Annotated in this window: 15 protein-coding genes; 2 read left to right on the top strand and 13 right to left on the bottom strand. The window is 67.3% G+C overall.

The features are described from left to right. Window positions 1-652: 652 nt before the first annotated feature. The 4 genes from ABSF49_RS14405 to ABSF49_RS14390 all read right to left on the bottom strand — a co-directional run bounded on the left by ABSF49_RS14405 (window position 653) and on the right by ABSF49_RS14390 (window position 3751). Window positions 653-2137: an AMP nucleosidase gene (locus tag ABSF49_RS14405; protein ID WP_424113349.1), complete on the bottom strand. Its 1485-nt coding sequence runs from the start codon at window positions 2135-2137 to the stop codon at window positions 653-655. A 37-nt stretch (window positions 2138-2174) separates the two neighbouring features. Continuing rightward, window positions 2175-2528, bottom strand: a complete 354-nt coding sequence (locus ABSF49_RS14400) for a RidA family protein (RefSeq protein ID WP_424113348.1) — start codon at window positions 2526-2528, stop codon at window positions 2175-2177. Window positions 2529-2552: 24 nt separating this feature from the next. After that, on the bottom strand, window positions 2553-3080 hold the full coding sequence (locus ABSF49_RS14395; RefSeq protein ID WP_424113347.1) for a DUF1993 domain-containing protein: 528 nt from the start codon (window positions 3078-3080) through the stop codon (window positions 2553-2555). Between the two features lie 92 nt (window positions 3081-3172). After that, window positions 3173-3751, bottom strand: coding sequence for a DUF2239 family protein (locus ABSF49_RS14390; RefSeq protein WP_424113346.1), 579 nt, complete (start codon window positions 3749-3751; stop codon window positions 3173-3175). Window positions 3752-3850: 99 nt separating this feature from the next. On the opposite strand from ABSF49_RS14390, the gene ABSF49_RS14385 reads away from it, so the two are divergent. Next, window positions 3851-4189 (top strand): GIY-YIG nuclease family protein, encoded by a 339-nt coding sequence (locus ABSF49_RS14385; protein WP_424113345.1) that lies wholly within the window; start codon window positions 3851-3853, stop codon window positions 4187-4189. A gap of 193 nt (window positions 4190-4382) precedes the next feature. Here the strand turns inward: ABSF49_RS14385 and ABSF49_RS14380 are convergent, their stop codons facing one another. The 9 genes from ABSF49_RS14380 to ABSF49_RS14340 all read right to left on the bottom strand — a co-directional run bounded on the left by ABSF49_RS14380 (window position 4383) and on the right by ABSF49_RS14340 (window position 13288). Continuing rightward, window positions 4383-4799 carry a GFA family protein gene (locus ABSF49_RS14380; RefSeq protein ID WP_424113344.1) on the bottom strand — a complete coding sequence of 139 codons (417 nt, stop codon included), beginning with the start codon at window positions 4797-4799 and terminating at the stop codon, window positions 4383-4385. A gap of 134 nt (window positions 4800-4933) precedes the next feature. After that, a complete protein-coding gene (locus ABSF49_RS14375; RefSeq protein WP_424113343.1) occupies window positions 4934-6550 on the bottom strand; it encodes a fumarate hydratase in 1617 nt (538 codons plus the stop codon). 85 nt (window positions 6551-6635) lie between these two features. Then, on the bottom strand, window positions 6636-7904 hold the full coding sequence (locus tag ABSF49_RS14370) for a magnesium transporter MgtE N-terminal domain-containing protein (protein ID WP_424113342.1): 1269 nt from the start codon (window positions 7902-7904) through the stop codon (window positions 6636-6638). A 15-nt stretch (window positions 7905-7919) separates the two neighbouring features. Beyond that, on the bottom strand, window positions 7920-8114 hold the full coding sequence (locus ABSF49_RS14365) for a hypothetical protein (protein ID WP_424113341.1): 195 nt from the start codon (window positions 8112-8114) through the stop codon (window positions 7920-7922). Between the two features lie 12 nt (window positions 8115-8126). Further along, window positions 8127-9395, bottom strand: a complete 1269-nt coding sequence (locus ABSF49_RS14360; protein WP_424113340.1) for an NRAMP family divalent metal transporter — start codon at window positions 9393-9395, stop codon at window positions 8127-8129. A gap of 260 nt (window positions 9396-9655) precedes the next feature. After that, window positions 9656-10543, bottom strand: a complete 888-nt coding sequence (locus tag ABSF49_RS14355) for an HpcH/HpaI aldolase/citrate lyase family protein (RefSeq protein WP_424113339.1) — start codon at window positions 10541-10543, stop codon at window positions 9656-9658. Window positions 10544-10648: 105 nt separating this feature from the next. Beyond that, entirely contained in the window at window positions 10649-11860 is a 1212-nt protein-coding gene (locus ABSF49_RS14350) for a pyridoxal phosphate-dependent aminotransferase (protein WP_424113338.1), read from the bottom strand. Between the two features lie 110 nt (window positions 11861-11970). Further along, window positions 11971-12378, bottom strand: a complete 408-nt coding sequence (mscL, locus tag ABSF49_RS14345) for a large conductance mechanosensitive channel protein MscL (protein WP_424113337.1) — start codon at window positions 12376-12378, stop codon at window positions 11971-11973. A gap of 64 nt (window positions 12379-12442) precedes the next feature. Beyond that, window positions 12443-13288 (bottom strand): hypothetical protein, encoded by an 846-nt coding sequence (locus ABSF49_RS14340; protein WP_424113336.1) that lies wholly within the window; start codon window positions 13286-13288, stop codon window positions 12443-12445. Between the two features lie 313 nt (window positions 13289-13601). Between ABSF49_RS14340 and ABSF49_RS14335 the strand changes: the two genes are divergently transcribed. Further along, the coding region (locus ABSF49_RS14335; protein WP_424113335.1) for an Hsp70 family protein at window positions 13602-14545 on the top strand (944 nt) is incomplete at its 3' end.

Below are 14545 nucleotides of genomic sequence, written 5' to 3'. Positions count from 1 at the left end.
CATGGCCGGAAACTTGGCCCGCCCGCTCAGGCGAAGCAAGCGGCGTCAAGCGCGCAGCGCGGGCCGCGGGCGTCGTGGAGCGTTCTGGTCTTTCGGGGATTCAACCTTCCCCTCTCCCCGCACGCGGGGAGAGGCAGGGTGAGGGGCGTGGGGACTGGCCTCGCCATTGCGGCTTCCCGCCCGGCCCCTCATCCCCGCTTCTCCCCGTAAACGGGGAGAAGAGACGCAGTGCGTCAATCTCACTGCAGCGCGCGGTAGGCGCTTTGGGAAAAAGCGGCGTTGAGCGAGGCGGCGCCGCAGCCGCCTCCCGGGGCTTCTAGCTGTGGAGGCTCAATAGGTTGTCCTCGGGGAGAGCACGGGCCGTGTGCGGGCGCCTGAACCGTGCTCGCCGTCAATGGCGCTTCGCGCCCGCTGCGCGGACGGCCTTCGGCCGCCATTGACCGCTGCGCGCGGTTCAGGCCTTTCGCAACCAAGGTCTTCGACGGACAAATCCGGCCCGATCGGGCCGGATTTAACCGTCGAAGACCTTGGCGAACCATCGCCACGTCGATGCGACGCTGTCACCGCGGAGCGGCCGCAGCGGAGCGTAGGACCGGCGAAGCCGGTTGACAGCGGCGCATCGAGGTGGCCCCCAGGAGAAGGGCGCGGCGGCTCAGCGGAACGGCGGCTCGTCGAAGCTGCGCAATTTTCGCGAGTGCAGCGAGGCGCGCGAGGTCTGCAGCAGTTCGAGCGCGGCGATGCCGATCTGCAAATGCTCGCCGATCGCCCGCTCGTAGAAGGCGTTGGCGGCGCCGGGCAGCTTGATCTCGCCGTGCAGCGGCTTGTCGGAGACGCACAGCAGCGTGCCGTAGGGCACGCGCATGCGGAAGCCCTGGGTGGCGACGGTCGCCGATTCCATGTCGACCGCGACGGCGCGCGACAGGTTGATGCGGCGGCGCTCATGCGTCCAGCGCAGCTCCCAGTTGCGATCGTCGTTGGTGACGACGGTGCCGGTGCGCAGGCGCCGCTTCAGCGCCTCGCCGCGATCGCCGGTGACGCGCGCCACCGCCTCCTGCAGCGCGACCTGCACTTCGGCGAGCGCCGGGATCGGCATGTCGGGCGGCACGGCGCGGTCGAGGATCTTGTCCTGGCGCAGATAGGCGTGGGCGAGCACGTAGTCGCCGATGCGCTGCGACTGCCTGAGGCCGGCGCAATGGCCGACCATCAGCCAGCAATGGGGACGCAGCACCGCGATGTGATCGGTGATCGTCTTGGCGTTGGCGGGCCCGACGCCGATGTTGACCAGGGTGACGCCGCGTCCGTCGGGGCGGACGACATGATAGGCGGGCATCTGGAAGCGATGCCAGACGACGGCGGCGGCCTGCGCTTCCGCCTCCTCCGGCGACGCGTCGCAATCGATGACGACGTTGCCCGGCAGCACCAGCCGGCTCGCCGTCCCGGCGCGCAACTGCTCGAGCCCCCAATGGATGAACTGGTCGACATAGCGGTGGTAGTTGGTCAGCAGCAACCACGGCTGCATCGCGCGCCAGTCGGAGCCGGTGTAGTGGACGAGCCGGCGCAGCGAGTAGTCGACCCTGACCGCGTCGAACAGCGCGATCGGCCGCTCGAAGCCCGGGCGGATTTCGAACGCGCCGTCGGCGATCTCGTCGCCGACCAAGTTCAATTGGGGAATGGGAAAGAAGCGCGCGAGCTCGGAGGCGGTCGCGCCGCCGCGCCCGAGCTCGTCGCCGCTCTCGAACACGTAAGGATAAGGGATTTCCTGCGAGCTGGCGCCGACCTCGATCGTCGCGCCGAATTCCTCGACCAGCGGTTCGAGCTGCTCGAGCAGATAGGCGCGGAAATCTTCCGGCTGCGTGACCGAGGTCGTGTAAACGCCGGGCTCGGAGAATTTGGCGAAGGCGCGCGCGCTCGACGGCGGCACGCCCTCGGGCTGATAGATGACCCGCAGCTCGGGATAGCGGAAGCGCGCGCGCATCGATTCGCTCGGCGGAACGCCGTCGACCAGGAACCGTTCGACCGCCGCGCGCAGCGCCGTGGTCGCCTCGTCATAGAGCGCGGCGAGCCGGTCGACCGCCTGTGACGGCGAATCGACCTGCTGGAAGTGCCGCGGCGGGCCGCCGTTCGGTGCGTTGTGCATGCTGTTCGCGTCTCGCTCGGTCAGGACTCTCGCGCAGTCACGATTTGGCGGCGATGCAGACGATCTCGACCGTGTAGCTCGGCGCGGCGAGCCTCGCCTCCACCGTCGCGCGGGCCGGCGTCGCGCCGGGCGCGACCCACGTCTCCCACACCGCGTTCATTTCGGCAAAGGTCGCCATGTCGGCGAGATAGATCGTCGTCGACAGGAGCCGCGTCTTGTCGGTTCCCGCCTCGGCGAGCAGCGCGTCGATCGTGGCGAGAATCTCGCGCGTCTGTTCGGTCACGTTTCCGCCCGCCGCCTGGGCGGCGACCTGGCCGGCGAGATAGACGGTCTCGCCATGGACGACCGCCTGCGACATGCGCGGGCCGACGCGGATGCGCCGAATGCTCATGAGATGGACCCTCGAAAAAAGACTTCAGACGATCGTGACGTTCGGCGGTTCGCCGAGATAGTCGCGCTTGCCGATCGGCACGCCGGCGTAGCGCAGGATGTCGTAGGCGGTGACGAGATGGAAGTAGAAGTTCGGCAGCGCGAAATGCGTCAGGTAGTTCCCGCCGGTCGTCATCGCCTTGCGTCCGCCGCCGATCGGAATCGCCACCTCGCGCTCGGCGCCGGCGTCGATCGTCTTGGCGTCGATCTTGGCGATCGCCTCGAGCGTGCGGCGGATGCGCGCCCTGAGCTCGTCGAGCGTCGACTCGGTGTCCTCGAACCGCGGCGGCTCGAGGCCGGCGACGCGATGGGAGGCGATCTTGGCGTGGTCGCAGAAGGCCTGCACCTGGCGCGCAAAGGCGTACATGTCGGGCCTGAGCCGCAGCGTCAGATAAACCTGGGGATCGAACTTCGCCGCCGCCGCATGCGCCTCGGCCTTGTCGAGAACGGCGAGAAAGGCGTTGAGCGAACGGGTGAAGGTCGGGACGCTGGCCTGATAAAGCGAATATGACATTGCGGGCGGTTCCTCGCGGTCTCGTTTGTTAAGGGCGCGCAACTTGCTCCTAACCGACTTTGATATCAACACGACGACGATGCCGGCGCGACTTAGGTCCATGCGGGCTCGGCGAGCTTCGTCGCGTAGGCGCTGACGTCGTCCGGCCATTGCGCGACATGGCGCTCGAAGCGCAGGCGATCCTTGGCGAACAGGGCCCGCGTCGCCTCCTCGAAGCCCGGCAGGTCGCCCGCCATCGCCGCCATGAAGCGATAGGCGGCCTCCTGGCCCAAGCGCACGCGGTCCTTTGGGCCGCTGGAGCGCCGCGCCTCCTCGACCAGGCGGCGCAGCGCCGCGGAAGCGCCGCCGGGCTGCGCGGCGAGCCATTCCCAGTGGCGGGGCGCGAGCGTCACCTCGCGCGCGACGACGCCGAGCCTCGGCCGCCCGCGCCCGCGCGGCGGGCCGGGCGGTTCGCCCGGGGCGGCGGCAAGCCGGACGGCGATGTCGGCGCGCGAGCCGCGCAGATCGAGGTCGATCACCGCGCCGGTGGCGTCATCGAAGACGAGCAGCGGGCCCTCGGCGCCGGCGACGACCGCCGCCTTGACCGCGATCGCGACCTCGATCAGCGGACCCGAGGCGAGGCGGCGCTCGCGGTCGAAGGCGGTGGCGAGTCTGGCGACGGCGTCCGACATCGCGCGGCTCCTCAAGGTCGCCGCGATTTCTATCCGGGTATAATTGCGCCGTCAATATCATCCGGGTATAACTAGCCTTAAGCCAGCCGGAGACGAGATGTGACGACGACGGAGCGACGGAAAGCGGCGATCGCAGCGTACAAGGAGCGCAAATCGGCCGCCGGGATCTTCGCGGTGCGCTGCGCGCCGGTCGGGGCGGTCTGGGTCGGCCAGACCCGCGACCTCGACAAGGTGTGGAACCGCATCTCGTTCTCGCTGCGCTCCGGCGCCGACCCGCGCCGCGACTTGCAGGCGGCGTGGAACGCGCATGGCGGAGCGGGCTTCGCCTTCGAGCCGCTGGAAAAACTCAAGGACGAATCGCTCGACTTCGCGATGCAATCGGCGCTTGACGAGCGGACGGCGTTCTGGCGCGCCAAGCTCGGCGCCGCGGCGATCTAGGCCGGACCCGACAGGTCGCGCTCTATCGGCGCTCGCCGCACGCTTCCTCCTCCTTCGAGACGCCTGCTGCGCAGGCTCCTCAGGATGAGGGAGCTTTTGTTTGCCGCCACACCCCTCATCCAGAGGAGCGCCGCGCCAGCGACGCGTCTCGAAGGATGAGGGAGTCGGACGCGCCGATCTTTCAGCGAAACGCCTATCGCGCCGGCGGCTGACCATCGCTGGACTGCGGCAGCGCCGGGTCGAAGCACGCCCATTGCGGCGCCGATTTCGCCCAGATGACCGCGCCCGGCTTGCCGATGTTGGGATCGTCGAGCGAGCCGGCCCGGACAATGATCAGATGCGGCCGCGGCTCGGCTTCGCTGAATAAAGGAGTTCCGCAGGTTGGACAGAAGGAGCGACGCATCACCGCGCCGCTGTCGGCGATCGAGGTGAAGACGCGGGTTTCGCCGGTGACGCGAATGGCGTCCTTGTTGAACACCGCATTGACCGTGCCGCCGCCGCCGCTGAAATACTGGCAGACGCGGCACCAGCATTGTCGCGCGGTGATCGGCGCCTCGGCGGCAATCTCGTAGCGCACATTGCCGCACAGGCACCCGCCGGTGATCGCCATCGCATTCCTCCTCGCCCTCCGGCGAGGATAGAGGGTCCGCGCACGAGTCGCCAGCCGCGCCGGAGCGAAGGCGTAAGCCGGCGGTCGCGACGGACACGGTCAGCGGCCGCGCCTCCAAATCCGCGTCGACATGCTCAGCCGAGGTTCAGCTCCTTGAAGAAGTCGTTCCCCTTGTCGTCGATGACGATGAAGGCGGGGAAGTCGACGACCTCGATCCGCCACACCGCCTCCATGCCGAGCTCGGGATATTCGAGCACTTCGACGCGTTTGATGCAGTCCAGGGCGAGGCGCGCCGCCGGGCCGCCGATCGAGCCGAGGTAGAAGCCGCCGTGCTCGGCGCAGGCCTTGCGCACGGCGGAAGAACGGTTGCCCTTGGCGAGCATCACCATCGAGCCGCCGGCCGCCTGGAACGAATCGACGTAGGAATCCATGCGGCCCGCCGTCGTCGGCCCGAACGAGCCCGAGGCGTAGCCGGCCGGGGTCTTGGCCGGTCCGGCGTAATAGACCGGATGGTTCTTGAAATAGTCGGGCATCGGCTCGCCGCGGTCGAGCCGCTCGCGGATCTTGGCGTGGGCGAGATCGCGCGCGACGATCATCGTCCCCGTCAGCGCGAGGCGGGTGCGGATCGGGCGCCTGGTCAACTCGGCGAGGATTTCTTTCATCGGCCGGTTGAGGTCGATCTTCACCACCGGCCCGCCGAGGCTCGCCTCGTCGATCGCCGGCAGAAAGCGCGCCGGATCGCGCTCAAGCGCCTCGAGGAAGATTCCGTCGCGGGTGATCTTGCCGAGCGCCTGGCGGTCAGCCGAGCAGGAGACGCCGAGGCCGATCGGCAGCGAGGCGCCGTGGCGCGGCAGGCGCACGACGCGCACGTCGTGGCAGAAATACTTGCCGCCGAACTGCGCGCCGACGCCGAGCTGCTGGGTCAGCTTAAGAATCTCCGCTTCCATCGCGAGGTCGCGGAAGGCGCGGCCGTTCGGCCCGCCGGAGGTCGGCAGCGCGTCGAGATAGCGGGCGGAGGCGAGCTTCACCGTCTTCATCGTCAGTTCGGCGCTCGTCCCGCCGATGACGATGGCGAGGTGATAGGGCGGACAGGCCGCGGTGCCGAGGGTGAGGATCTTTTCCTTGAGGAACGCGATCATCCGCTCGGGAGTCAGGATCGACGGCGTCGCCTGATAGAGGAAGCTCTTGTTGGCCGAACCGCCGCCCTTGGCGAGGAACAGGAACTTGTAGGAATCCTCGCCCTCGGCGGCGATATCGATCTGCGCCGGCATATTGTCGCCGGTGTTCCTCTCCTCGAACATCGACAGCGCCGCAACCTGGCTGTAGCGCAGGTTCTTCTTGGCGTAGGCGGCGCTGACGCCTTCGGCGAGCGCCGCCTCGTCGTCGCCATCGGTCCACACCAGCCGGCCCTTCTTGGCCGTGACGATCGCCGTGCCGGTGTCCTGGCACATCGGCAGCACCCCGCCGGCGGCGATGTTGGCGTTCTTGAGCAGGTCATAGGCGACGAACTTGTCGTTGGCGGTCGCTTCCGGATCATCGAGGATTGCGGCGAGCTGGGCGAGGTGGCCGGGGCGCAGCAGGTGGTTGATGTCGACCATCGCCGCTTCGGCGAGCGCGCTCAGCGCTCCGCGCTCGACGACCAGCAGGTCGCGGCCGAGCGCGCGCTCGACCCGCACGCCCTCGGCGGTCAGTTTCCGGTAGGGCGTCGGGTCGGGGCCGAGCTGAAACAGGGGGTGATAGGCAGGGCTCATGCGCCGCTCCGGGTGTTCAATACGGATGGGATGTAGCGGTTCGCGCCCGCCAATCCAAGCCTCACGGGGCAACGCCGGTTGGCGATCAGACGAAGCGGTGATCCAATTGCATGATGTCGCGATAGGGGATCGCGCCTTTCATCACGTTGCCCTCGCCGACGATCGGGATGGCGCGGAAGCTGTAGCGGGCGAACAGCTTGGACGCCTCGGCGACGGTGTCGTTCTCGTCGAGGCTGACGACGTTGGCGGTCATGATGCGATCGAGCGTGTCGGTGAGCGTGGCCTGCAACAGTTCCTTGATGTCGACGACGCCGAGCAGAACGCCGTTGGGGTCGGTGACGTAGATATACATCACGACGTCGGCGTCCTTGGCCGCGGTGCGGAACTTGATCATCACTTCGCGCACCGTCGTCTGCGGCGGGAAGGTGATGTAGTGGGCGGTGGCGAAGAAAAGGACCTGATCCTCGTGATTCTCGATCAACGAGCGGACTTTCATCGCTTCCGGCGCTTCGATCTTGTCCAGGATGGCGTCGCTTTGACTGGCCGGCAGCTCGGCGAGGATGTCGGCGGCCTGGCCTGGCGTCATTTCGTTGACCAGCTCGGTCACGCGCTCGATCGTCAATGAAGACACCAAGTCCCGCTGCACCCGCGGCTCCACTTCCTCCAGCGTATCGGAAGCGTGCTCGGTGTCGAGCTGGTTGAAGATCGCCATGCGCTGGTCGTGCTCCAACTCCTCGAGGATGTCGGCCAGGTCGACCGGATGGATGTCGGGGAGCTTTTCTTTCAGCACGTTGAGCTTCACGTTGCCGTTGAAGCCGCCCATGTTTTGCGGCAGTTGCTGCACATAGGTCCAAGGAATGGTGTCGTCGTCGATCTTCGCTGCGATCGAACGGATGAAATTCGCCAGCTTTCTCAGCCCGATGCGGCGCAGGAAGCCGGCCCGCGAACAATCGACGTCGGTGACGAAGAGACGGCCGTAGCGGGCGGCGAGCTTGATGTCGTAGACGACCTCGACTTCGTCATCGTCGCTGTCCAGCACCTTCTTGTCGAGCAGGTGGTCGCGCAGGCAGATCTGTCCATCGGCCGGTTCGCCCTCGTAGGGTTCGAGCGCGGCGATCGACAAGTCAGCCCGGCCGTTCGCGCCGAGCCGCTCGACCTTGTCCCACGGCACCATCAGCGATTTGTAGCCGAAGGGCCGGTCGATCAGCAGGTGCGTGACCTCCGGCAGTTTGCCCTGTTCGGCGACGATGACGTCGGCCAGCTTGCCGATCGCCTTGCCGCCGAGGCGAGCCTTGCCGCCGATGAGATCGCTGAGGAGATACGCGCCCTCGAAATTGTTGGCGTCGGAAGGCATGGCTTCCTCCCTTCCTCATTGCATGACGACGGCGATGAACTTGTAGCCGAGCAGGCCGACCAGCAGAAGCAGATACAGGCGCAGGATCAGCAGCGCCCACTGCGCTGCCGGCGACATGGCCAGTCTCGGCTTGGCGTAGCGTCGGTTGATCGCGTGCACCTGTTCGACCTGGCGCGCGAGCGTCATGCGGAGGGCATAGAGAAAATTCACTTTCGGCCTCCTCTAGTTGAACAGCCTGGGAAACAGCGTGCTCACCCCGTAAAGGGTGGATAGCGCGATGATGGTGGCGACGATGGCGCCGTTGACGATGTTGTCCCAGCGGGTGTTGACGCGGTCGCCCATGGTGTCCTTGTCGTTGAGCAGCAGGATGAGGAACACCAGAGCCGCCGGCAGCAGGGTCACCGCCACCACCTGGACGAACAAGGTGATCAGCACCAGCGGGGCCCCGGGGATGAGGACCACGAGACCGGCGGTGATCAGGGCGAAGAAATAGCTGACGTAGAATAGCGGCGCTTCCCTGATCTTGTTGTTGAGCGAGTGCGCCCAGCCGAAAACCTCGCCGAAGGCCCAGGAGCTGGCGAGCGAAATGCAGATGGCGCCGAGGAGACCGGCGTCGAACAAGCCGATCGCCATGAAGACGCCGGCGGTGTGGTGGGTCTCCATCAGCTTCACGGAAGCCTGGGCGGCGTCGTTGATGTCCTGGCCGTTGAGCACCGTGCCGGTGACGATGACGATGAAGACGGCCACCAACACCGTGAAAAAGGCCCCCACCAGGGTGTCGAACTTGCCCCAGGCGATGTCCTTCTCCTTCAGGCCTTTGTCGACCACTGAAGACTGTTGGAAGAACAGCATCCACGGCGCGATGGTGGTGCCGATGTTGGCCATCAGGAAAAAGAACAGTTGGCCGTCGAAGCCGCCGGGAAAATTCGGAATCAAGCCGTGGGCGAGAACGTCCGAAACTTGCGGATGCACGAGGAAGGCGGCGGGGATGTAGATCAGGTTCAGCGCGCAGAACGCCAGCGCCAGCTTTTCCCAGGTCCAATAACGCCCGTTCAGCACCATGATCGCCATCAGCAGGCAGACGCCGGCGACCGTGAGCCAGGGGGGCACGCCGAAAATCGCCAGCGCCGCGGTCATGCCGATGAACTCGGTGACCAGAGTCAGCCAGTCGACGAGCAGCAGGTCGAGCAGCGAGAACCAGCCCCAGAACGGGCCAAATCCGTCGAAGATCGCTTCGGCGTGGCCCCGCTTGGTCACCGCCCCCAGCCGAACCGTCATTTCCTGGATGTAATAGGCGACCGGCCCGAGGATCACGAGGAACCAGATCAGCGAATACTGATACTTTGCGCCGGTCGCCGCATAGGTGGTGATGCCGCCGGCGTCATTGTCGGCGATCATCACCACGACGCCCGGCCCTGCGAGCACCAGGTACAGGCGGACCGCCTTGAACCAGCGCTGCAACCGGTAATAGAGGCGGGCAACCCAACTCATTCGTTGCTTTCGCCTCCCGCCCCTTGTCGCCCGGCTCGACGCGGAACCGCCCGAACAACAGTTCCCGCGGTTCCTTACGCCGTCGCGAGGCGTTCCTGGTCCGGCATCAAACGCTCACAGATCGAATAAGGCGGATTGTTTCGTTCTGAATAATTCCGCGCCGACGTCCAGCGTCTTGCGATGCGTCAAATTGGCCCGGCTTGAGCGGTCGTCGTCGCCGCCGAAAGGGGAAAAAGCGATGGCGACCCCGGCGCGCCGCTTCAGTCTCGGACGGCGAGCGCTTCGATCCCTTGCGCGACGGCCAGCGTTCGGCGCGCCATATCCGCGTGCAGCAGCTCGACCATCTTGCCGTCGAGCTGGATCGCGCCGCGGCCGGAATTCTCCGGCAGCGCGAAGGCGGCGATGATCGCGCGCGCCGTCTCGATCTCGGCCGCGGTCGGCGCGAAGGTCGAATTGCAGACGTCGACCTGGTTGGGGTGGATCAGCGTCTTGCCGTCGAGGCCGAGGTCGCGGGCCTGCTCGCATTCAGCCTTGAAGCCGGCGGGATCGTTGAAATCGTTGTAGACGCCGTCGATGATGTCGCAACCATGGGCGCGCGCGGCGACGACGCACATCGACAGCCAGGCGATCGCCGTCGGCCGGCCCGGCGTCAGGCGCGCGCGCGTCTCCTTGACGAGATCGTTGAGCCCCATCACCAGCACTTCGAGCCGCGAATCGGGGTCGGCGGCGGTGGCGGCGATCGAGCCGGCGGAGAGGATCGCCATCGGCGTCTCGATCGTCGCCCACAATCGGGTGCGCGCCGGCGCGCGCGCCTCGTTCATCGTCCGCGCCGCCACCATGATCGTTCCCGGCCCGTCGACCTTGGGCAGCAGGATGGCGTCGGGGGCGGCGGCGATCGCCGCCTCGAGATCGTCGGCGCCCCACGGCGTGTGCGGGCCGTTGATGCGCAGCACGACCTCGCGGCCGCCGAAACCGCCGGCCCTGATCGCTTCGACCGCCGCGACGCGCGCCGCCGGCTTCTGATCGGGGGCGACCGAATCCTCAAGATCGACGATGATCGCGTCGGCGGCGAGGGTGCGCGCCTTGGCGAGCGCCCGCGGGTTGGACGCGGGCATATAGAGGACGCTGCGGCGGGGACGGGCAGGCATGGCGGCGGGCTCCAGACGCCTCCCTGCGTAGCGAAATTGTGCAGTGCACACAAGCGGCGGCGACGTACGACTTAAGTTGGGTCCGTGGACCTATTGTCTGATATTTCAGCGTTCTAGCCAATTCGTCAGCCGCCGCGTCGCCTCGGCGATCTCGTCGGGCGCGCGGCCGAAGCACAGGCGCAGATAGCCCTCGCCGCCGAGGCCGAAAGCCGCGCCGGGCGCGACGCCGACCCCCGCCTCGTCGACCAGACGCAGCGCCAGCGCGCGCGAATCGGGTTCGCCGTCGACGGCGCAGAACAGATAGAAGGTCGCCTCCGGCCGGGCGAAGCGGACCCGTCCGGTCGCCGCCAGACCGTCGCAGACGATGTCGCGCGCGGCGCGCATGCGCGCGACCTGGTCGGCGACGAAGGGTTCGCCCTCATCGAGCGCCGCCGCCGCGGCGCGCTGGCCGAACACCGGCACGCCGGAGGTGGTGAACTGGACGATGTTCTCGATCACCGGCGACAGCGCCGGCGGCGCTTCGAGCCAGCCGAGCCGCCAGCCGGTCATCGCCCAGTTCTTCGACAGGGTCTGGACGAACAGAATCTTGTCGTCGGGCGCCATGACGTCGTGGAAGGACGGCGCGCGGGCGCCGGAAAAGGTCAGCCGGCCGTAGATCTCGTCGGCGACGATCCACAGGTTGTGGCGGCGCGCGATCGCCAGCGCCGCGGCGAGCTCTTCGCGGGTGGCGACGAAGCCGGTCGGGTTGGCGGGCGAATTGACGAAGATGACGCGCGTCGCCGGCGTCACCGCGGCGGCGAGCCGCTCGGGGTCGAGCCGCCAGCGGGCCTCGTCGCGCTCGAGCGGCACGAACGTCGGCTTGGCCCCGGCGAGCCGGATCGCGCCGGCGAAATTCGGCCAGGCGGGCGAAGGGATCAGCGCTTCCTCGCCCGCTGCGACGGTCAGCTTGGCGGCGATCTCCAGCGCGTGCATGCCGCCGATGGTGACGAAGAAGCGATCCGGCGCGAACGCGCCGCCGCCGGGCTTCGCGCCATAGACGCGCGTCATGTAGCGGGCGATCGCCTCGCGCAATTCGGGGGCGCCGCGCTGATCGGCGTAGAACGTCTCGCCGCGATCGAGCGAGGCCTTGGCCGCCTCGACGATGAACGGCGGCGTCGGCCGGTCGCCTTCGCCGACCCACAGCGGGATCAGGCCCTGGCGGCCGCGGCCGTAGTTGAAGACTTCGACGATGCCGCTCGGCGGCGCGTCGCGCATCGCCGGCTGGATTTCGGCAAGCCAGTCGGTTCCGACGGCAGAGGCGGGAATCGAGACATTCATCGCCGCCTCATGGACCGCGCCGCCGCCGCCGGCAAGAGGGAATGCCCTGTAGACGCGATCGGCGATCGCGTCTGACGCGGCCGCCGGCCGCGTCTACAACCGCGCCGCGACTACTTCTTCAGCGCGTCGCGAATTTCGGTCAGCAAGACGACTTCCGGAGTCGGCGGCGGCGCGGCCGGCTCGGCCGGCGCCGGCTTCTTCATCGAATTGATCGCCTTGACGATGACGAACAGGGCCGCCGCAACGATGATGAAGTTGATGATGACGGTGATGAAGTCGCCGTAGGCGAGCACGCCGCCCTGCTTGCGCGCGTCGACCAGATTGGTCGCGTTCACCGCGCTCGACAGCGGCAGGAAGAAGTTGGTGAAGTCGGCTTTGCCGAAGATGCCGATGATCGGCATGATGACGTCGTTGACCACCGCGTCGATGATCTGTTTGAACGCCGCGCCGATCACCACCGCGACCGCGAGGTCGACGACGTTGCCGCGCATGGCGAAGTCGCGAAATTCCTTCAGCATGTCTTGGATCCCCCCTGGTCCGTCTTGCGGGCGAGCGCAATCGCGTGGCGCGGGTCAGCGCCGCCTAGTCCGGCGTCTTGGTCTCGTGGGTCAGCTTGTCGACGCGCGCCTTCAACCACGCCGCGCGCATCTGCGCCATGCGCGAAGCGCAAAAGCCGTGGTCGGATTCCTTGTCGTAGTCGCGGCAGATTTCCTGGCCGCGCGTGACGAGGTCGGCCTCGTCGCGTTCGACGTCGTCAGCTTCCGGTTTGCCTTTCAGCCGCGCCGCGAGCGTTTTCAGCAGGCGCGTCGCGGCGTCGTCGGCGTGCGCCCGCGCTTGCGCGATCGCTTTCGCTTCATCGGCGAGCGACGCGGCGTCCGGGCCCCACAGGCCGCCCGGGCTGGCGCGACAGTCGGCGGCCTTGAACACGCAAGCCGCGTTCTGGGCGGGGACCAGCGCCGCGCCCTCGACCACGTCGAACGTGAAGGTGCAGACCGGGATTTCCGCCTCGTAGCGGGCGAGCCCGTCCGGCCGGCCGAGGCTCTTGGCCTCGATCGGCTGGTCGCCGACGATGTCGATCCGGCACTTCTGGGTCGGGTCGGAGATCACCTCGCCGGCCAGCGTCAGTTTGGCGATCTTCAGCGCGCGATCGCGGCCCCACAGGGTCATTTCGCCGTCGCGGCCGTTGAGCTTCAGCGGCTGGCCGACCGCCGAAGCGAGGCTGACGGAGAAATCGACCGCGTTCTTGTCGGGCTTGTCCGGCTTGCGCGCTTCGGCCGTCGCCTTGGGCGGAACGACAGGCTCGACCGGCGTCGCTCCGACCGTCGCGCCGGGGCGCGTCGGCGGGACCGCCCCCGAAAGGTCGAGTTGAGCCTGGGCGGCGCCGAGCGAGGCCGCGAGCGCAAGTCCGGCGATCCAGAATCGCATCATGAACAAAGTCTAAATTCGAGTGTCGGAAATGGAAAGCGCCGCGTCCGCCTCGCCGCGCCCGCGGGAGCGAAAAGGCGTGGAAATTTCCTTGTCGCCAAGGGCCGCCGCGCGCCTTGCGCCTCCCCAGGGCCCCACTTATATACCGCACAATGTGCAGCGTCGGGGCAAATCAGTCTCGTCTGCGTCTTTTTTGAAGCGAGCATCGGGGACCGCAGCGCGCGGGCGCCGGCCAGCTTAGCAGGGGCCGGGCGTCGACGCGTTAAGGCCGCTTCGGGGCCTGACGCGGTCTCGCGGAACAACGAGGGTATGGACAATGGCTAAAGTCATCGGCATCGACCTGGGGACGACCAATTCCTGCGTCGCCGTCATGGAAGGCGCGACTCCCAAGGTGATCGAGAACAGCGAGGGCGCGCGCACGACGCCGTCGATCGTCGCCTTCACCGACGACGGCGAGCGCCTGGTCGGCCAGCCCGCCAAGCGCCAGGGCGTCACCAACCCCGAGCGCACCTTCTTCGCCATCAAGCGCCTGATCGGCCGGTCCTTCGACGACCCGATGACCAAGAAGGACATGGGCCTCGTCCCTTACAAGATCATCAAGTCCGGCAACGGCGACGCCTGGGTCACCGCCGACGGCAAGCAATATTCGCCCTCGCAGATCTCCGCCTTCGTATTGCAGAAGATGAAGGAGACCGCGGAAGCCCATCTCGGCGCCCCGGTCACCCAGGCCGTCATCACCGTTCCCGCCTATTTCAACGACGCCCAGCGTCAGGCGACCAAGGACGCCGGCAAGATCGCCGGGCTCGAGGTGCTGCGCATCATCAACGAGCCGACCGCGGCGGCGCTCGCCTATGGCCTCGACAAGAAGAAGGTGGGCACGATCGCCGTCTACGACCTCGGCGGCGGCACGTTCGATATTTCGATCCTCGAGATCGGCGACGGCGTGTTCGAGGTCAAGTCGACCAACGGCGACACCTTCCTCGGCGGCGAAGACTTCGACATGCGCCTGGTCGAGTATCTCGCCGGCGAATTCAAGAAAGAGCAGGGCATCGACCTGACCAAGGACAAGCTCGCGCTGCAGCGCCTCAAGGAAGCGGCCGAGAAGGCGAAGATCGAGCTCTCCTCGGCGGTGCAGACGGACATCAACCTGCCCTACATCACCGCCGACGCGAGCGGGCCGAAGCATCTCGCGCTCAAGCTGACGCGCGCCAAATACGAGGCTCTGGTCGACGACCTGATCCAGCGCACCGTCGAGCCGTG

Origin of the sequence: Roseiarcus sp., from assembly GCF_049514155.1 — a bacterium.
Lineage (GTDB): Bacteria > Pseudomonadota > Alphaproteobacteria > Rhizobiales > Beijerinckiaceae > Roseiarcus.
The sequence above is the reverse complement of the archived record's forward strand: the minus strand, read 5'-3'. Positions and strand labels throughout refer to the sequence as shown.